Origin of the sequence: Marinobacterium sediminicola, from assembly GCF_022343685.1 — a bacterium.
Taxonomy (GTDB): domain Bacteria; phylum Pseudomonadota; class Gammaproteobacteria; order Pseudomonadales; family Balneatricaceae; genus Marinobacterium; species Marinobacterium sediminicola.
The window spans coordinates 807,449-827,632 of the sequence record NZ_CP092123.1; the positions used below are offsets into that span (position 1 = coordinate 807,449).

At 57.4% G+C, this 20,184-nt stretch carries 21 protein-coding genes; 3 read left to right on the plus strand and 18 right to left on the minus strand.

Annotated elements, in window-relative coordinates; translation table 11 throughout:
• Window positions 1–4: 4 nt before the first annotated feature.
• The 16 genes from LN244_RS03750 to aroQ form a co-directional block, all read right to left on the minus strand.
• Window positions 5–1,927 carry a PrkA family serine protein kinase gene (locus LN244_RS03750; RefSeq protein ID WP_239041513.1) on the minus strand — a complete coding sequence of 641 codons (1,923 nt, stop codon included), beginning with the start codon at window positions 1,925–1,927 and terminating at the stop codon, window positions 5–7.
• A gap of 198 nt (window positions 1,928–2,125) precedes the next feature.
• Window positions 2,126–3,238 (minus strand): dihydrolipoamide acetyltransferase family protein, encoded by a 1,113-nt coding sequence (locus tag LN244_RS03755; RefSeq protein ID WP_239041514.1) that lies wholly within the window; start codon window positions 3,236–3,238, stop codon window positions 2,126–2,128.
• Entirely contained in the window at window positions 3,235–4,224 is a 990-nt protein-coding gene (locus tag LN244_RS03760; protein WP_239041515.1) for an alpha-ketoacid dehydrogenase subunit beta, read from the minus strand. The genes LN244_RS03755 and LN244_RS03760 overlap by 4 nt, the downstream gene beginning before the upstream one ends.
• A complete protein-coding gene (gene pdhA / locus LN244_RS03765) occupies window positions 4,217–5,317 on the minus strand; it encodes a pyruvate dehydrogenase (acetyl-transferring) E1 component subunit alpha (RefSeq protein ID WP_239041516.1) in 1,101 nt (366 codons plus the stop codon). The genes LN244_RS03760 and pdhA overlap by 8 nt, the downstream gene beginning before the upstream one ends.
• Window positions 5,310–6,368 carry a Leu/Phe/Val dehydrogenase gene (locus tag LN244_RS03770; RefSeq protein WP_239041517.1) on the minus strand — a complete coding sequence of 353 codons (1,059 nt, stop codon included), beginning with the start codon at window positions 6,366–6,368 and terminating at the stop codon, window positions 5,310–5,312. Before LN244_RS03770 ends, pdhA begins: the two co-directional genes overlap by 8 nt.
• 206 nt (window positions 6,369–6,574) lie before the next feature.
• Window positions 6,575–7,000 (minus strand): hypothetical protein, encoded by a 426-nt coding sequence (locus LN244_RS03775; RefSeq protein WP_239041518.1) that lies wholly within the window; start codon window positions 6,998–7,000, stop codon window positions 6,575–6,577.
• Window positions 7,001–7,019: 19 nt separating this feature from the next.
• Window positions 7,020–7,634: a LysE family transporter gene (locus LN244_RS03780; RefSeq protein ID WP_239041519.1), complete on the minus strand. Its 615-nt coding sequence runs from the start codon at window positions 7,632–7,634 to the stop codon at window positions 7,020–7,022.
• Window positions 7,635–7,694: 60 nt separating this feature from the next.
• A complete protein-coding gene (gene purD, locus LN244_RS03785; RefSeq protein WP_239041520.1) occupies window positions 7,695–8,981 on the minus strand; it encodes a phosphoribosylamine--glycine ligase in 1,287 nt (428 codons plus the stop codon).
• A gap of 31 nt (window positions 8,982–9,012) precedes the next feature.
• Window positions 9,013–10,596 carry a bifunctional phosphoribosylaminoimidazolecarboxamide formyltransferase/IMP cyclohydrolase gene (gene purH, locus LN244_RS03790; RefSeq protein ID WP_239041521.1) on the minus strand — a complete coding sequence of 528 codons (1,584 nt, stop codon included), beginning with the start codon at window positions 10,594–10,596 and terminating at the stop codon, window positions 9,013–9,015.
• A 29-nt stretch (window positions 10,597–10,625) separates the two neighbouring features.
• Window positions 10,626–10,946, minus strand: coding sequence for a DNA-binding transcriptional regulator Fis (fis, locus tag LN244_RS03795; RefSeq protein WP_408904450.1), 321 nt, complete (start codon window positions 10,944–10,946; stop codon window positions 10,626–10,628).
• Window positions 10,933–11,910 carry a tRNA dihydrouridine synthase DusB gene (dusB, locus tag LN244_RS03800; RefSeq protein ID WP_239041523.1) on the minus strand — a complete coding sequence of 326 codons (978 nt, stop codon included), beginning with the start codon at window positions 11,908–11,910 and terminating at the stop codon, window positions 10,933–10,935. Before dusB ends, fis begins: the two co-directional genes overlap by 14 nt.
• Window positions 11,911–12,045: 135 nt before the next feature.
• The gene (locus LN244_RS03805; protein WP_239041524.1) at window positions 12,046–12,924 is read right to left on the minus strand and encodes a DUF3426 domain-containing protein; all 879 of its coding nucleotides are present in this window, start codon (window positions 12,922–12,924) and stop codon (window positions 12,046–12,048) included.
• A 3-nt stretch (window positions 12,925–12,927) separates the two neighbouring features.
• Complete coding sequence (prmA, locus tag LN244_RS03810) at window positions 12,928–13,833, minus strand: 50S ribosomal protein L11 methyltransferase (RefSeq protein ID WP_239041525.1); 906 nt, start codon at window positions 13,831–13,833, stop codon at window positions 12,928–12,930.
• A 164-nt stretch (window positions 13,834–13,997) separates the two neighbouring features.
• The gene (gene accC / locus LN244_RS03815; RefSeq protein ID WP_239041526.1) at window positions 13,998–15,338 is read right to left on the minus strand and encodes an acetyl-CoA carboxylase biotin carboxylase subunit; all 1,341 of its coding nucleotides are present in this window, start codon (window positions 15,336–15,338) and stop codon (window positions 13,998–14,000) included.
• Window positions 15,339–15,360: 22 nt separating this feature from the next.
• The gene (gene accB / locus LN244_RS03820; RefSeq protein WP_239041527.1) at window positions 15,361–15,819 is read right to left on the minus strand and encodes an acetyl-CoA carboxylase biotin carboxyl carrier protein; all 459 of its coding nucleotides are present in this window, start codon (window positions 15,817–15,819) and stop codon (window positions 15,361–15,363) included.
• Window positions 15,820–15,867: 48 nt separating this feature from the next.
• Entirely contained in the window at window positions 15,868–16,317 is a 450-nt protein-coding gene (gene aroQ, locus LN244_RS03825; RefSeq protein WP_239041528.1) for a type II 3-dehydroquinate dehydratase, read from the minus strand.
• Window positions 16,318–16,590: 273 nt separating this feature from the next.
• Here aroQ and LN244_RS03830 point away from each other — a divergent pair, with 273 nt between their 5' ends.
• Together LN244_RS03830 and LN244_RS03835 are read left to right on the plus strand one after the other, a co-directional pair.
• Window positions 16,591–17,619: a DUF2333 family protein gene (locus LN244_RS03830; RefSeq protein WP_239041529.1), complete on the plus strand. Its 1,029-nt coding sequence runs from the start codon at window positions 16,591–16,593 to the stop codon at window positions 17,617–17,619.
• Window positions 17,620–17,639: 20 nt separating this feature from the next.
• Entirely contained in the window at window positions 17,640–18,413 is a 774-nt protein-coding gene (locus tag LN244_RS03835) for a ParA family protein (RefSeq protein ID WP_239041530.1), read from the plus strand.
• 137 nt (window positions 18,414–18,550) lie between these two features.
• Here LN244_RS03835 and LN244_RS03840 read toward each other — a convergent pair whose 3' ends face one another.
• Complete coding sequence (locus LN244_RS03840; protein ID WP_239041531.1) at window positions 18,551–18,703, minus strand: hypothetical protein; 153 nt, start codon at window positions 18,701–18,703, stop codon at window positions 18,551–18,553.
• 66 nt (window positions 18,704–18,769) lie between these two features.
• The gene (locus tag LN244_RS03845; RefSeq protein ID WP_239041532.1) at window positions 18,770–19,330 is read right to left on the minus strand and encodes a hypoxanthine-guanine phosphoribosyltransferase; all 561 of its coding nucleotides are present in this window, start codon (window positions 19,328–19,330) and stop codon (window positions 18,770–18,772) included.
• Window positions 19,331–19,539: 209 nt separating this feature from the next.
• On the opposite strand from LN244_RS03845, the gene upp reads away from it, so the two are divergent.
• Entirely contained in the window at window positions 19,540–20,166 is a 627-nt protein-coding gene (gene upp, locus LN244_RS03850; protein ID WP_239041533.1) for a uracil phosphoribosyltransferase, read from the plus strand.
• Window positions 20,167–20,184 lie beyond the last annotated feature (18 nt).

Consider the following 20,184-nt stretch of genomic DNA (forward strand, 5'->3'; position numbering starts at 1 on the left):
GGGGTTACTGAGACTTGCGTACGCGGATGTACCACTCGGACAGCAAGCGGACCTGCTTCTCGGTATAACCACGCTCGATCATCCGCTTGACGAACTCGCCGTGTTTCTTCTGATCGTCGGACGATGCCTTTGGATTGAAGGAGATAACCGGCAGCAGGTCTTCCGTATTGGCAAACATCTTCTTCTCGATCACGGAGCGCATCTTCTCGTAGCTGTTCCATGCCGGGTTCTTGCCGTTGTTGCTGGCGCGGGCACGTAGAACGAAGTTGACGATCTCGTGGCGGAAGTCTTTCGGGTTGCTGATGCCGGCCGGTTTCTCGATTTTTTCCAGCTCTTCGTTGATCGACTGACGATCGAGAATGTCGCCGGTTTCAGGATCGCGGTATTCCTGGTCCTGAATCCAGAAGTCGGCATAAGTGACATAGCGATCGAAGATGTTCTGGCCATATTCGGAGTAGGATTCCAGATAAGCGGTCTGGATCTCCTTGCCGAGGAAATCGATGTACTTCGGTGCAATGTACTCTTTCAAATGACCCAGGTAACGGTCCTGAATTTCACTCGGGAACTGCTGCTGACTGATTTCCCTTTCCAGGACATACATCAGATGAACCGGGTTGGCAGCCACTTCAGTCGGGTCGAAGTTGAATACCTTGGACAGAATCTTGAAGGCAAAACGGGTCGATAGACCATCCATGCCTTCGTTGACGCCGGCCGCATCCTTGTATTCCTGCATGGATTTGGCTCGCGGATCGGTATCCTTCAGGTTCTCACCGTCATAGATGCGCATTTTGGAATAGATGCTGGAGTTTTCGGGGTTTTTGATGCGAGACAGCACCGTGAACTGGGCCAGCATATTCAGAGTATCGGGCGCACAGGGGGATTCGTTCAGCGAGCTGTTTTCCAGCAGCTTTTCGTAAATATGCACTTCTTCGGTGACTCGGGTGCAATATGGCACCTTGACGATGTACACACGGTCGATGAAGGCTTCGTTGGTCTTGTTATTCTTGAAGGTCTGCCACTCGGACTCGTTGGAGTGGGCCAGCAGAATGCCGTCGTAGGGTATAGCCCCCATGCCTTCTGTACTGTTGTAGTTGCCTTCCTGGGTCGCGGTCAGCAACGGGTGCAGCACCTTGATCGGTGCCTTGAACATCTCCACGAACTCCATGATGCCCTGGTTGGCTCGGCAGAGTGCGCCAGAAAAACTGTAGGCATCAGGGTCGTGCTGAGGGTATTCCTCCAGCTTTCGAATGTCGACTTTACCCACCAGACTGGAGATATCCTGGTTGTTTTCATCACCCGGTTCGGTCTTGGCGATACCGACCTGGTCAAGAATGGAGGGGAACAGTTTGACCACACGGAACTGGGTAATGTCACCGCCATATTCATGCAGCCGTTTCACCGCCCAGGGGGACATGATCCCGTTCATGTAGCGGCGCGGAATGCCATATTCCTGTTCCAGAATTTCGGCGTCTTCCTCGGGCTTGAACAGACCCAGTGGGGACTCGAAAACGGGAGACCCCTTGATCGCGTAGAAGGGGATATGCTCCATCAGGTGCTTGAGTCGCTCAGCCAGTGAGGACTTACCACCCCCTACGGGGCCCAGCAGGTAGAGGATCTGTTTCTTTTCCTCAAGCCCCTGAGCGGCATGACGGAAATAGGAAACGATATTCTCGATCGCTTCCTCCATACCGTAGAACTCACTGAATGCCGGATAGCGCTTGATGACTTTGTTGGAGAAGATGCGGCTCAGACGCGGGTCCAGAGCCGTATCGACGACTTCGGGCTCCCCGATTGCCTTGAGCATGCGCTCGGCGGCATTGGCGTAAACTTCCGGTTTCTCCTTGCACAGGTTGAGGTATTCCTGCAGGCTCATCTCCTCCTGCTGGATCGCTGAATAACGGGCCTTGTAGTGGTCAAAGATGCTCATGCTCACCTTCCTGTCTTTTGCGCTAGCCACTGAGAATTCAAATGCTTATGAGCCAGTGGTTTGCGTTCTTCGCTGTTTTCAGTGTAGTCCAGATTAGAGGGAGTCAAGGACGGAGTGGGGTGGAAAAAAGTCTTACGGGTTTGTCCCTGATAATTCTGACCCTGTATTGAGGGGTACGTTCCGTACCCCTCGGGTCGTTCACTCTGAGAGGGATTGGATCAGTGCCTGCATGAAGCGTGCGGCTTCGCCACCAGTTGCTGCCCGGTGATCGAACGTCAGTGACAGCGGCATGACGCGGTGTACCCGAATATCATCACCGACCGCCACCGGCTGGCGTCGGATGACACCGGCCCCTACGATGGCAACCTGTGGCGGAACAATGACGGGGCTGGCGTAGCGTCCGGCAAGGGTGCCGAAGTTGCTCAGCGTAATGGTGGCACCCTGCATCTCGGCAGGAGGGATAGAGCGAGCTTTTACATCGGCGCGAAGCCGATTGAGGCCATCACGCAGGTCCTCCTGGCTGCGGTTGCCGATATCACGTAACACCGGCACGAACAGACCCTGCTCGGTATCAACAGCGACGCCAAGATCAATCTTGTGATGCGGGCGTCGGGCCAGCTGCTGACCGTCAAACCAGACGTTCAGATCCGGTACGGCCGCGCAGGCCGCTGCAACGGCCTGTACCAGTCGCATGGTGATGTCGGTGCCCTCAGGCCAATGATCGATATCGGCGTCTTCGCACAGGGTGACCGGCACCACCTCGGCGTGAGATTGAGCCATCGCTTTGGCCATCTGCTTGCGAACACCTTTCAGTGGTTCCGGTGCTCCAAAGGACTGGTCCAGATCCGCCGCCCGCTCCACATCGCTGGCGGTGATTCTGCCTCCTGGACCCGAGCCCCTGAGTGTGTCCAGACTGACGCCCAACCGATGTGCCAGTGAGCGAACGGCCGGTGTGGAATTTTGGCTGGCGGCCTGACGGCTGCTGGGGGAAGCACCGATAATGAAGTCTTCGCGCTGGCTTTCGGTATTCTTGGCCTGACTCAGTTTGCCCACCACGGTGCCACTGTCACTGTCCTCACCTCCGGCAAACTCCACCAGGGGTTCACCAGTATGGATGGTATCCCCTGCGGCGCCAAACAGGTGAGCAATCACTCCGGCTTGAGGTGACGGTACTTCGACAATAGCCTTGGCTGTTTCAACAGAAACCAGTATTTGGTCCACGGCTACTTCGTCGCCTTCCTGTACATGCCATTCGACAATCTCGGCTTCGGGCAGACCTTCTCCCAAATCGGGCAATTTGAAATATTTCATCCTGAATACTCCATGGTCTCTCTGACGGCGATGAGGATGTCGTCCACATCGGGCAGATACAGTTGCTCATAGCGGTAGTAAGGCATGATGGTGTCGTCACCGGTGACTCGCCTGGGTGGTGCCTGCAGGTAAGTGAGTGCCTGCTCGCTAAGAGTCGCCTCAATTTCGGCGCCCATGCCGGCATGGTGAGGGGCTTCATGGATGATGACACAGCGCCCGGTTTTGCTGACCGAAGCCACAAGCGTGGCGTGATCAATGGGATTTAATGTGGCGACATCAATGACCTCGCAGCTGATGCCTTCATCTGCCAGGCGGTCGGCGGCGGTGAGGGTTTCACTGATCATGGCGCCCCAGCTGATCAGCGTGATGTCGCTGCCCTCACGCAGGGTGAAACAGGTATCCAGGGGCAGTGCTTCGCCGTTATCTTCCACCAGCGTCTTGCTGGCGCGGTAGATGCGCTTGGGTTCAAGAAACACCACCGGATCATCACAACGGATCGCTGCCAGCAGCAGGCCGTATGCCCTTGCCGGTGACGAGGGGATTACCACGCGCAAGCCAGGAATATGGGCCAGCAGAGTTTCGGTACTCTCCGAATGGTGCTCAGGGGCATGGATGCCGCCACCGAAGGGCGCACGGAGCACCATCGGACAGCTGAGTCTGCCTCGGGTACGGTGCCGCATGCGTGCGGCATGAGCGATCATGTGCTCCATGGTCGGAAAAATGAAGCCCATGAACTGAATCTCGGCGACCGGACGAAGCCCTTGAGTGGCCATGCCGACACTGAGGCCCGCGATCATGGTTTCGGCCAGCGGCGTATCGATCACGCGACGCTCGCCAAAACGTGCCTTGAGGCCGTCGGTCGCACGGAAGACGCCGCCGTTGGTGCCAATATCCTCCCCGAGCAGCACCACATTCGGGTCTTCATCCAGTGCACGGGCCAGGGCCAGATTGACGGCATCCAGCAGGGTGATGGCATGGTCACTCATGATCGGTTCCTCCCTGTTCACGACGCTGCTGCCGGATGCGAGCCTGTTCACGCTGTTCGCTGAGGCCCGCTGGGCATTCGGCATAGACGTAGTCGTACAGCTCATCCACGGTTTGTGGCGGGATTGCCTGATAGGCTTTTACCGCGTCTTCGATCATCTGGCGGGTTTCAGCCTGCCAGGCCTGTTCACGCGCTTCGTCCCAAAGCCCCTGGCTGTGCAGCCAATTGCGCAGCCGGGCCACAGGTTCACGTGCCCATGCGGCTTTCAATTCATCTGAGGGGCGATAGCGCGTGGCATCATCCGCCGTGGTGTGGTCCGAGAGTCGATAGCTGAGGGCTTCGATCAGGGTAGGGCCCTTGCCCGCGCGAGCACGTTCCAGCGCCTGGCCCACCACCTCATGCAGTGCCACCGCATCGTTGCCGTCTACCTGCTCGCCGCGTATACCGGCGCCCAGTGCTTTCTGAGCCAGTGTCGGTGCGATGCACTGCTTACTGCGCGGTACCGAAATCGCCCACTGGTTGTTGTTGATGATAAACACCACCGGCAGCTGCCAGGCACCTGCCACGTTAATGGCTTCCAGGAAATCCCCCTTGGAGGTGCCACCGTCGCCGATCATGGTTAATACCGCTTGATGTTCACCACGGAGTTTAAGTGCGGTCGCCACGCCGCAGGCGTGCAGACACTGGGTTGCGATCGGAACGCAGTTGGGCAGATCGCGTCGCATCTCCGGTGTTGCACTGCCTCGCTCATCGCCCCCCCAATACAGGAACAGCTGAGTGAGCGACATGCCTCTGATCATCTGCATGGCATGGTTGCGGTAATAGGGCACCAGCACATCGTCTGGCTGCATCAGTGAGGCACAGACCACGTCGATTGCTTCGGCACCCAGCAGGGAGGCGTAAGTGCCCATCTGCCCCGTGCGCTGCAGGCTGATCGCCTTGGTATCAAACTGACGTGCCAAGACCATCTGCTGGTAGTAGGTAACCCAGGGGGAGTCGCCACAAGCCCATTTTGGCATCTCGCCCAAAGGCACGCCTTGGTCATCAAGGTAACGCGTCAGGCGGATCTCGCCCTGATAACTGATCTCATGCATGACGGCACTCCTGTGCAGAATCGTCTGAGGCTGCGGCCTTGAGCAGCGCCTCGGCGTGCAGGTCAGCAACATGGTGTACTGACTGGTTGCTGCGTTTGGCCTCGGTAAACAGGTGAGTCAGGGTATCGCCAATCTCTCGAATCTTGGCATCCCGCCTGTCGCCGTCAACACCGGCATGGTGAAGGGCAACATGAATCAGGCCTCCGGCATTGATGACATAATCGGGGGCGTACAGGATGCCTCGAGCACGCAGCCGATTGCCATCCTCGTCAACGGCCAACTGGTTATTGGCGCTGCCGGCGACGATGCTGCACTTCAGGCGGGGAATGGTCTCCGCGTTGAGAATGGCACCCAGGCCGCAAGGACTGAATACATCGGCTTCGACATCGTAGATCTCGTCTGCAGCGACGGCACGTGCACCAAACTGGTTGATGCAGGTCTGAACGCGGGCGGAGTCAATATCCGCGACGATCAGTTTTGCGCCTGCTTCGTGCAGCATGGCCGCCAGCGCATGGCCTACATGCCCAAGGCCCTGAATACTGATCACCAGCCCTGCAAGCGAGTCTCGCTCAAGTCGGTGAAGCACTGCAGCTCTGATTCCTTCAAATACCCCGAGTGCAGTATGTGGTGAAGGATCGCCGCTGGCACTGGTACAGCTCACATAACGAGTCGCTGTCTCGATGATATCCATATCACTGACTTCAGTACCGCTGTCCATGGCGGTGATATAGCGACCGCCCAACTGGTCGACAAAACGACCAAACGCCTGCATCAGTGCAGTACGGTCATAGTCGCCTTCAGGCTCGATCATGACGGCCTTGCCACCGCCGTGAGGCAAACCTGCCAGAGCTGCCTTGTAGCTCATGCCACGGGCCAGTCGCAGGGCGTCGGTGATGGCTTCCTGCTCGCGTGCATAGTGGATGAATCGACAGCCGCCGATGGCGGCACCGCGAGCGGTGGAGTGGATGGCGATGATCGCTTTCATGCCGCTGGCCGGGTCCAATCCGAAGTGAAGATCGGTCAGGCCGGCGTTTTCCATCTGCTTCAACATGACGGGGTCCTCCGCGGGTTAAGCCAAACCGGAAAACGGGTATAAAAATCGGCGTTGTCGGATCTTGTGGATCGCAGCGCCGTTATCTTTGGAATAGCACAGCCATGGTTAAAGTACAGCTTGAGGATCAAAGATTTACTGTAGATAAGCGGAGGCTGTGCAGGTGCACAAACGTGGCAGGAATGAAACTGGCGCGGGTGGTTGCGTCAGTGTTGACTTGAATTGCTGCGTTGCAGCGATTCGGCGGAAAAATCGTTCAGTATCAGGGCCCAGGGGCGCGGCAGGCGAGCATTTTCTTCTGTCGATGTGGTAACGGGGACTGGTGAATGCTTGGGTAACAGTTCTGGCGGGATTGTTTCACCCTGAAGCAAAAGCTTGCGGCGTGCCAGCCAGCGCTTGATCTCGGCCAGCAGGTCCATCAGTTCTTCGTCGGTAAACCGGCTGGTTTGGGCCAGAGGGTCCCGCAGTTCATTCAGCTGCAGCGCCGGCGCGGAGCAGTCAAATTGTTGCTCGCTGCCGGCACGGAAACAATGACTTTCAGTTGCAGAGTTCGAGTCCGGCGCCGGTGTTTGCAGACTGCAAGCCACCAGCGTCATGCTCAATGTGATGGTGGCTACTTCCTGTATGCGCACGTCGGTCTTATACCTCGAATCAGATGGCGGTAGCGGACAGGGCCAAGGCAGCGGCAATCAATGCACAGCCGGTCAGCCGTTGCTGCCACATCAATGCGACCGGATCGGCAAAGCGCTGACGCAGGCCTGAAGCCAGTCCGCTATAGCCTGTCATGATAAAAGCCTCACTGAGCATCAGTGTAGCACTGATGATCAGCAGCTGTGGTAACTGGGGGTGTACGGGATCGATGAACTGCGGAATCAGTGCGAGCAGAAACACCAGCCCCTTGGGGTTGGTGATGTTGACCAGCAGCGCCTGAAAAAAGCGGGTGTGCCGGGGCGCAAAGGTTTGTGATTCGATATCAGCTGATTTGCGCTGGCGCCAGAATTGAATGCCTAGCCAGGTCAGGTAGCCGACCCCGATCCACCGCAACACCTCAAACCACTCCGGTGCCGTTGCCAGCAAACTGCCGAGGCCCAGACAGACAACCAGAATTTGTACGCCATAGCCACAGACCAGCCCCAAAGTGCTCCAGCCTGCGCCACGAATGCCATAGGTCAGTCCCGCGCCCATTGCGGTGGCGGCACTGGCGCCGGGTGAAAGGCTGATCAAGATAGCGGTACCCAACAGGGCAACCCAGATTTCAAGACTCATCATGTACTCCTCAGAACGCAAACAGCCGCCCGCAGGCGGCTGTCTTTACACTGAAAAGGCTTAGCCGTTTTCGCGTGCGATCGCGCGGTAGGCGATATCGGTACGGAAGTAGGCGTCTTTCCAGCTGACCTGCTTCAGCAGTTCGTAAGCACGCTGCTGTGCTTCGGTCACGCTGTCGCCCAGAGCGGTTACGCAGAGTACGCGACCACCGGCGGTAACGACATTACCCTTCTCATCCAGCTTGGTGCCGGCGTGGAAGATCTTGCTGCCTTCCGGGCAGGATGCCGGCAGAGTGATGACATCGCCCTTGGCATAATCACCGGGGTAGCCACCGGCCGCCATGACGACACCCACAGACTTGCGCTCATCCCATTCGGCCGTGGTCTGATCCAGCTTCTTGTCCAGTGCTGCCTGGCACAGCTGTACCAGAGAGGACTTCAGACGCAGCATGATCGGCTGGGTTTCCGGATCACCGAAGCGGCAGTTGTACTCGATCACTTTCGGAGTACCATCGGCCATGATCATCAGGCCGGCGTACAGGAAGCCGGTGTACTCGTTGCCTTCCGCTTTCATGCCGTTAACGGTCGGCATGATCACTTCGTCCATCACGCGCTGGTCTATTTCGGGCGTTACCACGGGGGCGGGAGAATAGGCGCCCATGCCACCGGTGTTCAGGCCGGTGTCGCCGTCGCCGACGCGCTTGTGGTCCTGACTGGTAGCCATCGGCAGTACGTTGTCACCATCGACCATGACAATGTAGGAAGCTTCTTCGCCGTCGAGAAATTCCTCGATGACCACGCGGCTGCCTGCATCACCGAAGGCGTTGCCGGCCAGCATATCGCGAATGGCGTCTTCGGCTTCTTCCAGAGTCATGGCGACGATGACGCCTTTGCCTGCGGCCAGGCCGTCGGCCTTGACCACAATCGGAGCGCCTTTTTCACGCACGTAGGCCAGCGCCGGCTCGATCTCGGTGAAGTTTTGATACTCGGCGGTCGGAATCTGCTGGCGTGCCAGAAAGTCCTTGGTGAACGCCTTGGAGCCTTCCAGCTGAGCAGCGCCCGCGGTCGGTCCGAAGATTGCCAGGCCAGCTTCGCGGAAGCGATCAACGACGCCTGCTACCAGAGGGGCTTCCGGCCCAACGATGGTCAGTGCGATGCTGTTGTCACGTGCGAAGGCGACCAGCGCATCCAGGTCCATCACATCGATGGCGACGTTTTCCAGCTTGGGCTCAGTGGCCGTACCGGCGTTGCCCGGAGCTACGAAAACACGCTCAACAGCGGAGTCCTGTGCGGCAGCCCAGGCCAGGGCATGTTCACGACCGCCAGAACCGATAACCAGAATATTCATGTTCAGGTCCTTCTCTTGATTAGTGACGCTCTTAATGGCGGAAATGGCGCATGCCGGTGAAGACCATCGCCAGACCGTGCTCGTCGGCAGCGTCAATCACTTCCTGGTCGCGCATGGAACCACCTGGCTGGATCACCGCAGTGATACCGGCAGCCGCTGCGGCGTCGATACCGTCACGGAACGGGAAGAAAGCATCGGAAGCCATGACGGAACCCGGTACTTCCAGACCTTCATCAGCGGCCTTGATGCCGGCGATCTTGGCAGAGTAGACGCGGCTCATCTGACCGGCACCGATGCCGATGGTCTGACCGTTCTTGGCATAGACGATGGCATTGGACTTGACGTACTTGGCGACTTCCCAGCAGAACAGCAGATCGCGGATTTCCTGTTCGGTCGGCTGGCGCTGGGTCACGATTTTCAGCTGGGACGCATCGATCATGCCCAGGTCACGGTCCTGAACCAGCAGGCCACCGTTGACGCGCTTGTAGTCGAAACCGTGTGCACGGTCCTTGTTCCACTCGCCGCAGGCCAGCAGACGGACGTTCGGCTTGGCCGCAACGATGTCGGACGCTTCCTGGGAAACGGTCGGGGCGATGATCACTTCAACGAACTGACGATCAACGATGGCCTGAGCGGTCTTGCCGTCCAGTTCACGGTTGAAGGCGATGATGCCGCCGAATGCGGAGGTCGGGTCGGTCTGGAAGGCACGGTTATAGGCTTCCAGGATATCGCTGCCAACCGCGACGCCACAGGGGTTGGCGTGCTTGACGATAACACAGGCCGGTTCCAGGAACGGCTTGACGCATTCCAGTGCTGCATCGGTATCGGCGACGTTGTTGTAGGACAGTTCCTTGCCCTGCAGCTGACGCGCAGTGGCCACGCTGGCTTCGGACGGGTTGGCTTCAACGTAGAACGCGGCGCGCTGATGCGGGTTCTCACCGTAGCGCATATCCTGTGCCTTGACGAACTGGGTGTTGAAGGTGCGCGGGAATGCGGCCGGCATCTCTTCATCACCTTCGACGATGGCGCCCAGGTAGTTGGCGATCATGCCGTCGTAGGCTGCGGTGTGTTCGAAGGCTTTAACCGCCAGGTCGAAGCGGGTCTTCATGCCCAGGCCGCCATTGGCTTTCAGCTCGGCGATGATGCTGTCATAGTCGGAAGCGTTGACGACGATGGCAACATCCTTGTGGTTCTTGGCTGCTGAGCGAACCATGGTCGGACCACCGATATCGATGTTTTCGATTGCCATCGGCAGGTCGCAGTCCGGACGGGCAATGGTAGCAGCGAACGGGTAGAGGTTAACGACAACCATGTCGATCGGCTGAATGCCGTGCTCGTTCATGATGGCATCGTCAGTGCCGCGACGGCCCAGAATGCCACCATGTACTTTCGGATGCAGGGTCTTGACGCGGCCGTCCATCATTTCCGGGAAGCCGGTGTAGTCGGAGACTTCCACTGCAGGGATGTTGTTGTCGCACAGCAACTTGTAGGTACCGCCGGTGGAGAGGATCTCAACACCCTCGGCGCTCAGGGCCTGTGCGAATTCGACGATGCCGGTTTTGTCCGACACGCTGATCAGCGCGCGGCGGACAGGAGTAGTATTCTGTTCAGACATGGTATGCATTCCCGTTCAAGATGAATTCGTTACAGCAGGCCGTACTGCTTCAGCTTCTTGCGCAGTGTGCCGCGGTTCAGGCCCAGTACCTCGGATGCTTTGGTCTGGTTGTCCTTGGTGTAGGCCATCACGCTTTCGAACAGCGGGGCCTCGATTTCGGACAGAACCATCTGATAGACATCGGTAACAGGCTGACCGTCCAGCTGTTTGAAGTAGCTGGTCAGGGACTGATGCACGGTATCACGCAGGGTCTGCTGCGGAATCTGTGCCTGCGCGCTGTTGTTTGTCTGTTTCAAGTCTTTGGTATCCACTGTACTTCTGTACCCAATCCAGGGATCAGGCGGCTTCATGCCGGGCCGCAAAAAATGCGTCCACGGCATTCACCTGATCTGATGCTGTTTCAAGTTGATTAAATCTTTGCCGAAAGTTCCGATTGTCGGTGCAGCTCTGCAGGTACCAGCCCACGTGCTTGCGTGCGATACGCACACCCAGATAATCTCCGTAGAAATCGTGCAGGGCATGCAGGTGCTCACGCAGAATTGTGTGCTGGGTGGTCAGGTCTGGCTCGGGCTGAAGTTCGCCGGTGCGCAGGTAGTGATCGATTTGTCCCAGCAGCCAGGGGCGTCCCTGAGCAGCCCGACCGATCATCACCGCGTCGGCACCGGTCTGTTCAAGTACCTGAGCCGCTTTTTGCGGTGAGTCGATATCTCCGTTGGCGAACAGCGGAATGCTGATTGCTTCACGGATACGAGCGATGGTGTCGTATTCAGCTTCACCCTGGTAACGGTCAGCGCGGGTGCGTCCATGCACAGCCAGTGCAGCGATGCCGGCGGCTTCGGCCATTTCGGCGATGCGAACGCCGTTACGTGTTTCCTGACACCAGCCGGTGCGAATTTTCAGCGTGACAGGTACCTCTACGGCAGCAATGACTGCCTGAAGGATATCCTTGACCAGGGGTTCATCGCGCAGCAATGCAGAGCCGGCAGCCTTGTTGCAGACTTTCTTGGCTGGACAGCCCATATTGATGTCGATGATCTGAGCACCGTTGGTCACGTTGAGCCGTGCAGCTTCGGCCATCATTTCCGGATCGCCACCGGCGATCTGGATTGAGCGAGGCTCTGCTTCACCGGTGTGGTCCAGGCGGAAGCTGGATTTACGGGTATGCCAGAGGCGGCTGTCGGACGTCACCATTTCGGACACGACCAGCCCTGCACCCATACGGCGGCATAGCTGCCGGAAGGGTCGGTCGGTTACCCCGGCCATGGGGGCCAGAATCACCCGACTATCAATGCTGTATGGGCCGATCCTGAACATGCCACATCCTGTCAAAAGGGTAAAAGAAACTCTATTCGCTGCATCGCTGCAACAAATTCAGGGTTAACTTTCGGAAGGCGGCCAATGATACTCTTTCGGCCCCTTAGGGCCAACCATTTCTGATGAAAAATTGATCTATTTTGCGATCGGAGTTGCGGGTGCGAGCTTCAGTTCGTAGCTGATACCACGTCGACCGGGGGAGGCCAGTTCCAGCTCGATCTGGACCGGTTGTCTCGTGGGCATGCGCAAGGGGTCCACACTGCTGATATCCAGATACTCTTCAGGCTGGAAGGTGCGCTGGGCCACCAGTCGGCCCTTGAGATCGGTAAACCTGAGCTGCAGTCCTGGCCAGGGCTGGCTGAAAGCGGCACGGTTTTCCAGCAGGATTGTGGCGTTCAGCGCATCACTGTATTTGGGGTGTGGCTGCAGATGAAGGCCCTGATTGTCGATCAGTGAAAATGCGCTCTGGGTCAGAGAGCAGTCAACCTGTTCACACAGCAGCGCGTAGATGCTGCCAAGCTGGGGGTATTCGGCCAGACGGGCACGTTCGAACCAGAGCAGTTGCGCTGCCAGGGCCAGTAGCGCGACCATACTGAGCAACAGCCAGCCGGTGGTGGCAACAGGGTTGTCCTCCCCATTGCGGCCACTCAGGGCAATGGGCTCGGCACTGAAAGGCAGAGAAGCGTTTTCCTCGGCGGGTTTGTCCTGCTGCTCATCGGCTTGAGCAGACGGCGGTGCAGGCTGTTCCGTGAGGGAGGCTTCAATGTCGGGTGTAGCAGGAGTCTGAATCGCATCCGGCGTGTCGGTGGCTGGTGCGGATGTCAAAGCGCCAGAGGTTTCGACATGTTCTGCATCAGAGCGGACAGGCTGAGGGCTGGTGGCTGGTTGTGCATGTGCTATGGCATCGAAAACGCACAGGCAGGCACCGCAACGCACCTGCCCCCGCGCCAGCTTTAGCTGGCCGTCGGTCACACGAAAACGGGCATGACATTCGGGGCAGCGCGTTATAACCAAGTATCAGCTCTCCTGCTTCCGGGTACCACTGATGCGTATCCAGCCTTCACGCTCACCCGGTGCGTCCATATCAAACCATTGACTGTAGGTGGATATTATCTCATCTGCCTGCTGGGATAACAGCCCGGACAGCAGGATACGGCCCCCGGGACGGACGCGTGCGGCCAGTGTCGGGGACAGCTCACAAAGTGGGCCAGCCAGGATGTTGGCGACCAGCAGGTCTGCTTCGATCAGGGGGGCGTCCAGCGGCAGGAAGGCATCCAGTCGCGATGCCGAAAGCTTGTTGCGTTCCAGGTTATCCCGGGTCGCTGTCAGTGCCTGTGGATCGATGTCGACAGCCTGAACATGTTCGGCTCCCAGCAACAACGCGGCGATGCCGAGAATGCCGCTGCCACAGCCATAGTCGACCACCTGTTTGCCCTGCAGGTCCTGTGCATCAAGCCATTCCAGGCAGAGAGCCGTGGTTGGGTGGGTGCCGGTACCGAAGGCCAGACCCGGGTCAAGCATCATGTTGACGGCATCCGGCTCGGGTGCCTCGCGCCAGCTTGGGCATACCCACAGGCGGGTACCAAATCGCATGGGATGGTAGCTGTCCATCCATTCCCGTTCCCAGTCCTTGTCTTCAAGGATCTCTGCCTTGAATTCCGGTAGCGGGGCCTGGTCGGAGGCCAGCTGTCGCTGTGCAGTCTGGAGCAGATCAAGCGTTTCGCGCAGGTCATGCTCGGCGGCAAAAAGGCCTGTGACCACAGTGGAATTCCACAACGGAGTCGTGCCCAGATCGGGTTCGAAGATTGGCTGGTCAGCAGCATCCTGATAGGTAACAGCGGCACAGCCAGCAGCCAGCAGCAGGTCCTCATAGGTTTCAGCCTGTTCGGGCGGAATGGAAACTTTGATCTGAAGCCAGGGCATGAAGGCTCTCCTGTCAAACGAAGGTTTTAATTATGTCCTAAAAGCGCGACGGATACATCTTCGAAGGATGATGTAGAGCACATGCGGGCGGACAGAGTTCAGGCGGTGTTTACGGGGTATGTCAGGAAAGGATGGCAGCCTGCAGGGCAGGCCGCCATGAAGGATCAAAGACCCAGTTTCTTTTCGAGGTAGTGGATGTTGACTCCACCACGGGCGAAATTGGCGTCGCGCACGATATCCCGGTGCAGCGGGATGTTGGTCTTGATGCCTTCGATCAGGGTCTCATCCAGCGCACTTTCCATGCGGGCCAGCGCTGTTTCGCGGTCATCGGCGAAGGTGATCAGCTTGGCGATCAGTGAGTCGTAGTGCGGCGGCACACTGTAACCACTGTACAGGTGAGAGTCGACGCGAACGCCGTTGCCACCTGCGGCATGGAAGTGAGTAACCTTGCCGGGACTCGGCATGAAGGTTTTCGGGTCTTCGGCGTTGAGACGGCACTCAATCGAGTGACCACGCAGCTTGATGTCGTCCTGCTTGTAGGACAGCGGCAGGCCCGAGGCGATGCGCAGCTGTTCCTTGACGATATCCACACCTGTGACCATTTCGGTTACCGGGTGCTCCACCTGTACGCGGGTGTTCATCTCGATGAAGAAGAACTCACCATCTTCATACAGGAACTCGAAGGTACCGGCGCCACGGTAACCGATCTCGATGCAGGCATCGACACAGGCCTTGAGTACCTTGGCACGTGCTGCTTCGTCGATCATCGGTGCCGGCGCTTCTTCAACGACCTTCTGATGACGACGCTGCATGGAGCAGTCGCGGTCGTACAGGTGAATGGCGTTACCCTGACCATCAGCCAGTACCTGGACCTCAACGTGACGCGGCTTCTCGAGGAATTTCTCCATGTACACCGTGGAGTCACCGAAGGCTGCGCCTGCTTCTGACTTGGTCACCTGTACGGCGTTGGCCAGGTGCGCCTCGGTGTGCACCACGCGCATGCCTCGACCACCACCGCCGGCAGCGGCCTTGATGATCACCGGATAGCCGATACGGCGGGCGATCTTGTAGATGGTCTCATTATCTTCCGGCAGCGGGCCGTCGGAGCCCGGTACGGTTGGAACGCCGGCTTTCTTCATTGCTTCGATCGCAGATACCTTGTCGCCCATGAGGCGGATGGTATCGGCACGTGGCCCAATGAAGGTGAAGCCTGAACGCTCTACCTGTTCAGCAAAGTCAGCGTTCTCAGCCAGGAAGCCATAGCCCGGGTGAATGCCTACAGAGTCGGTTACCTCGGCGGCACTGATGATCGCCGGGATGTTCAGGTAGCTCTGCGGTGAAGGAGCCGGACCGATACATACCGCTTCGTCGGCCAGACGAACGTGCATCAGATCACGGTCGGCGACGGAATGAACCGCCACGGTCTTGATGCCCAGCTCCTTGCAGGCGCGGAGGATACGCAGCGCGATCTCACCACGGTTTGCAATCAGCACTTTATCCAGCATAGTGAAAATCCTTGGTCAACAATCAGGCGATGGTGATCAGCGGCTGGTCGAACTCGACCGGCTGGCCATCTTCGACCAGAATGCTTTCGATCACGCCGGATTTGTCCGCTTCGATCTGGTTCATCATCTTCATCGCCTCAACGATGCAGATCACGTCGCCGGCTTTTACGCTCTGGCCAACTTCGACGAATGCAGCAGACGTCGGAGACGGGGAACGATAGAAAGTGCCAACCATCGGTGAACGAACAGCGTGGCCTGCCGGTGCTTCTGCAGCCGGGGCTTCTGCGGCCGCAGGTGCTGCGGGAGCCGGTGCCGCCGGAGCGACTGCAGGAGCTGCCATGTACTGTGCCTGAGCGGGAGCGGCTACAATGCTGCCTCCACGGCTGATGCGGACGGACTCTTCGCCTTCCTTGATCTCGATTTCGTTGATGTTGGATTCTTCCAGCAGCTCGATCAGCTTTTTGACTTTGCGAATATCCATACTATGACGGCTTCTCTGATTCTGATGTTTATGGGTAGTTCTATCGAATCAAGCCTGCGTCAGCGACAAGCGCTGATGAGCGGCTTCCAGTGCAAATTGGTATCCGGCCGGGCCGAGTCCACAGATGACACCCACGGCCTTGTCCGACAGATAGGAGTGCTGACGGAAAGGTTCACGGGCATGCACATTCGATAGATGAACTTCGATAAAAGGTATACCGACGCCCAAAAGAGCATCGCGTATGGCAACACTGGTATGGGTGAAGGCAGCCGGGTTAATGATAATGAACTCGGTGCCCTGAGCGGGGGCCTGATGGATCCGCTCAATCAATTCAAACTCGGCGTTGCTCTGGAAGCATTCTGCAGAATGCCCCAGCGATCTGGCATGAGACTGGATCTGTTGCTCGATTTCAGCGAGTGTGGCAGCACCGTAGATGCCGGGCTCACGGGTTCCGAGCAGGTTCAGATTGGGACCGTTCAAAACCAGGATATGAGCCATGCAGATGCTCCGCAAGATCGTGTTCGCCAGAGGGTAAAACTAAGGTCGACTAGTGTGCATGAAAGTGAAAACTCTGTCTATGCTGTCTATTCAATTTTCGGTCGTTAGCGGCCAGTTTGGCGAAGATAGCTTGATATTGGCCAGCATCCTGCCTGTGGGAGAGGATGAACCAGAGCTGAGTGCAATTGACCGGTATGCAGAAATTCGCCATAGTGCAATGCAGCATTCACCCCCGCCGGTAAAGCGGGGCATGACATCTTCAAGGAGTTTTGGGTGGAGCGTTTAGAACGGATCTGGTTAACCTTGTGGGACAGCTTCAATTCGGCCCGCAAACTCAAGCTTGCCTTGGCTTTTGTCTTGGCCGGGTTACTGCTGGCGACGGCGTTCGGTATTTACTGGAGCTTCGAGCCGGATCGGTTTGATGTCAGTGAACAGGCTCGGCAGCAGACCGCGATGGAGTCGCCGGTTACGGGGGCACATACTGTGGCGACGCTGATTCACTTGACCGAGACCCTGCTCGAAAAGCCGGGTGGCTATCTCAGCAACGACATGACGCCACCAGGCATCTGGCTGGACAATATTCCGTCCTGGGAATTCGGTGTTCTGGTTCAGGTTCGGGATATGAGCCGTGCATTGCGCAAAAGCTTCAGTCGCTCTCAGTCCCAATCCACTGAAGATCCGGCATTGGCGAAAGCCGAGCCACTGTTGCACTTTGATCATCGCAACTGGATTCTTCCATCCACCGAAAGTGAATATCGCAAGTCGCTGAAGCTGTTGTATGACTACCGCAAGCGTTTGATCGATACCCAGCAGCAGGATGCGCAGTTCTATGCGCGTGCCGATAACCTGCGTGACTGGTTGGGTGACGTCTCGACCCGTCTCGGCAGCCTGTCGCAGCGCCTCAGTGCCAGTGTCGGGCAGCGTCGCATCAATACCGATCTGGCGGGTGACAGTGCCGGTCGTCAGGCAACAGTGGCCAGTGACGAGCTGGAAATCAAGACGCCATGGTTGCAGATCGATAATGTCTTCTACGAAGCGCGAGGCACGGCCTGGGCGTTGATTCACATGCTGGAGGCGGTCGAGAGGGATTTTGGTGACGCATTGGACAAGAAAAATGCACGTGCCAGTGTACGCCAGATCATCCGGGAGCTGGAAGCGACCCAGGGCACGATTTGGAGTCCGATGATTCTGAACGGTACGGAGTTCGGCTTTCTGGCCAACCATTCATTGGTGATGGCGTCCTATATTTCGCGCGCCAACGCTGCGATCATCGACCTGCGTGACCTCCTGTCCCAGGGATAAGTACGGAGAGCTATCCAATCATGCGCAGAGTGGTATTTAACCAGAAAGGCGGTGTCGGCAAGTCCAGTATCGCTGTCAATCTGGCAGCGATCAGTGCCAGCCGAGGTATCCGGACTCTGGTCGTGGACCTGGACCCCCAGTGTAATTCGACCCATTATCTGCTGGGGGATGACGCCAATCAGCCGCAGACCGATGCCTACGGATTTTTTGAGCAGGCGTTGAGCTTCCAGCTCAAGCCCCGGTCGGCCGATGAGTTCGTCCACCCGACACCGTTTACTGACCTGGCGATTTTGCCCTCACATCCTGAACTCGGTGATCTGCAGTCCAAGCTGGAGAGCAAGCACAAGATCTACAAGCTGCGCGATGCGATCGATCAGCTGGCTCAGGAATACGATGCTATCTATATCGATACGCCGCCGGCTTTCAATTTCTTTACGCTCTCGGCTCTGGTGGCTGCTGAGCGCTGCCTGATTCCCTTCGACTGTGATGAGTTTGCCCGTCAGGCTCTCTACAACCTGCTGAACAATGTACGCGAGACGCAGGCGGATCATAACGACCGATTGCAGGTGGAGGGTATCGTGGTGAACCAGTATCAGCCACGCGCATCACTGCCGCGGAAGATTGTTGCCGGACTCGAGGCTGAACAACTGCCGGTGTTGTCAACGCGTTTGTCGGCCTCGGTGAAGATGAAAGAGTCTCATAACGAGGCTCGGCCGCTGATTCATCTGGCGCCGAACCACAAGTTGACACTGGAGTTTGTCCAGCTGTTCGATGAGCTGGAAGCAGGGGGCTGAAAGCATTCTTTTCCTGAAATCAGAGCCGCTCTTGCGCATCCGGTTGCCACAGAGCATATGCGCACGCTGAGCATAAAAAAACGGAGCCGATTGGCTCCGTTTTTGTATCGCCTGGGGTAAAGTGCCGAAGACCTGTACTACTTGTCTGGCGCAATAACCCGACCATCACTCATGAATACGCAGTCGCGTTGAGCGGCACTTTCCCGTGCGGCGAGCGATTTGCGTCTCAAACGCAGCAGCCAGAGGGCGAGAGCCGTGGCCGACAACGCGAGAATGACCAGTTCCGTCATGCAAACCCTGTCAATTTCTATGGACACTTGCATTGTAACCGGCCGGTCACCGATGGCAAGCCTTGATTACATCCCCTTTACAGCGAAGATGCCGGGGGCGTTGCGCCAGTAACCCTTGTAGTCCATACCGTAACCGAAGATGTAGCGATCCTCGATTTCAAGACCGACAAAATCGGCTTTCAGGTCCGCTCGAGCCTTGCGATCATGATGCTTGTCGACCAGTACCGCGCACTTAACAGAGGCGGCGCCTTCGGCTTTAAGGTATTCCATGACTTCAACCAGGGTGTGGCCCTCGTCGAGGATATCGTCGACCACGAGTACAGGGCGGTCCTTGAAGTCGACCATCGGCGGCACTTTCCACTCCAGTTCATGACCGGAGGTACTGTTGCGGTAGCGAGTCGCATGCAGGTAACTGGCTGTCAAAGGAAAGTTCAGGCGGGTCAGCAGTTGACCGGCGATCACCAGCCCGCCATTCATGATGGCAAAGACCACCGGGTCCTTGTCGTGCAGGTCCTCGGTGATCTCCATAGCCATTTTGCTGATGGCGGCATCGACCTCGGCCTGGCTGTACAGAAGGTCGGCTTCGATATAGACCTTTTTGATTTCGTCAGCTGTGATGGTGCTCATGGAACCGGCTCCGCAATGTACGCTTTTGGCCGTTCAGCAACGGCCCGATTGTAAAAAAAGTGAGCAAGGTTACTCAGGTTTGCCTTCCGGGGCAACTTGTGGGTTTCTTGGATGACAGATGAGGGATCATTCGATAGTCTTGCCAAGAATTTTTTGTCAAGCCGGACATTCGTCAAAGATGTCCGCTGCACGAATGAGGTTGCCCTGCAATGAGTGTCCACGAGATCAAACACCCCCTGGTTCAGCACAAACTGGGCCTGATGCGTTCCAGTAATAAAAGCACACGCAGTTTTCGCCAGCTGGCCGCAGAGGTAGGTTGCTTGCTGACTTACGAAGCGACCAAGGATCTGGAGCTTGAGCCCTATACCGTTAAGGGCTGGTGTGGAGATATCGAAGCCGAGCGCATCAAGGGCAAGAAAATTACGGTTGTGCCAATCCTGCGTGCCGGTTTGGGTATGCTGGACGGCGTACTGGAGCTGGTACCCAGTGCCAAGATTTCGGTGGTGGGCCTTTATCGTGATGAAGAAACGCTGGAGCCGGTGACCTATTTCGAGAAACTGGCCAGTGATATCGAAGCCCGAATGGCGCTGGTGGTTGACCCTATGCTGGCAACCGGCGGCTCCATGATCGCGACCATTGATCTGCTGAAAGCAGCCGGATGCACCAGTATTCGTGCACTGGTATTGGTAGCCGCTCCGGAAGGGATCGCGAAAGTGCAGGCAGCGCATCCGGATGTGGATATCTTTACCGCATCCATCGATCAGGGGCTGAACGATCAGGGGTATATCATGCCGGGTCTCGGCGACGCCGGTGACAAGATTTTCGGCACCAAATAAACCCACGGGGGCAGGACT

Coding starts and splice junctions, on each gene's coding strand:
- LN244_RS03750 (WP_239041513.1), bottom strand. CDS start 1,927: ATGAGCATCTTTGACCACTACAAGGCCCGTTATTCAGCGATCCAGCAG.
- LN244_RS03755 (WP_239041514.1), bottom strand. CDS start 3,238: ATGAAATATTTCAAATTGCCCGATTTGGGAGAAGGTCTGCCCGAAGCC.
- LN244_RS03760 (WP_239041515.1), bottom strand. CDS start 4,224: ATGAGTGACCATGCCATCACCCTGCTGGATGCCGTCAATCTGGCCCTG.
- pdhA (WP_239041516.1), bottom strand. CDS start 5,317: ATGCATGAGATCAGTTATCAGGGCGAGATCCGCCTGACGCGTTACCTT.
- LN244_RS03770 (WP_239041517.1), bottom strand. CDS start 6,368: ATGTTGAAGCAGATGGAAAACGCCGGCCTGACCGATCTTCACTTCGGA.
- LN244_RS03780 (WP_239041519.1), bottom strand. CDS start 7,634: ATGAGTCTTGAAATCTGGGTTGCCCTGTTGGGTACCGCTATCTTGATC.
- purD (WP_239041520.1), bottom strand. CDS start 8,981: ATGAATATTCTGGTTATCGGTTCTGGCGGTCGTGAACATGCCCTGGCC.
- purH (WP_239041521.1), bottom strand. CDS start 10,596: ATGTCTGAACAGAATACTACTCCTGTCCGCCGCGCGCTGATCAGCGTG.
- fis (WP_408904450.1), bottom strand. CDS start 10,946: ATGAAGCCGCCTGATCCCTGGATTGGGTACAGAAGTACAGTGGATACC.
- dusB (WP_239041523.1), bottom strand. CDS start 11,910: ATGTTCAGGATCGGCCCATACAGCATTGATAGTCGGGTGATTCTGGCC.
- prmA (WP_239041525.1), bottom strand. CDS start 13,833: ATGCCCTGGCTTCAGATCAAAGTTTCCATTCCGCCCGAACAGGCTGAA.
- accC (WP_239041526.1), bottom strand. CDS start 15,338: ATGCTGGATAAAGTGCTGATTGCAAACCGTGGTGAGATCGCGCTGCGT.
- accB (WP_239041527.1), bottom strand. CDS start 15,819: ATGGATATTCGCAAAGTCAAAAAGCTGATCGAGCTGCTGGAAGAATCC.
- aroQ (WP_239041528.1), bottom strand. CDS start 16,317: ATGGCTCATATCCTGGTTTTGAACGGTCCCAATCTGAACCTGCTCGGA.
- LN244_RS03835 (WP_239041530.1), top strand. CDS start 17,640: ATGCGCAGAGTGGTATTTAACCAGAAAGGCGGTGTCGGCAAGTCCAGT.
- LN244_RS03840 (WP_239041531.1), bottom strand. CDS start 18,703: ATGACGGAACTGGTCATTCTCGCGTTGTCGGCCACGGCTCTCGCCCTC.
- LN244_RS03845 (WP_239041532.1), bottom strand. CDS start 19,330: ATGAGCACCATCACAGCTGACGAAATCAAAAAGGTCTATATCGAAGCC.
- upp (WP_239041533.1), top strand. CDS start 19,540: ATGAGTGTCCACGAGATCAAACACCCCCTGGTTCAGCACAAACTGGGC.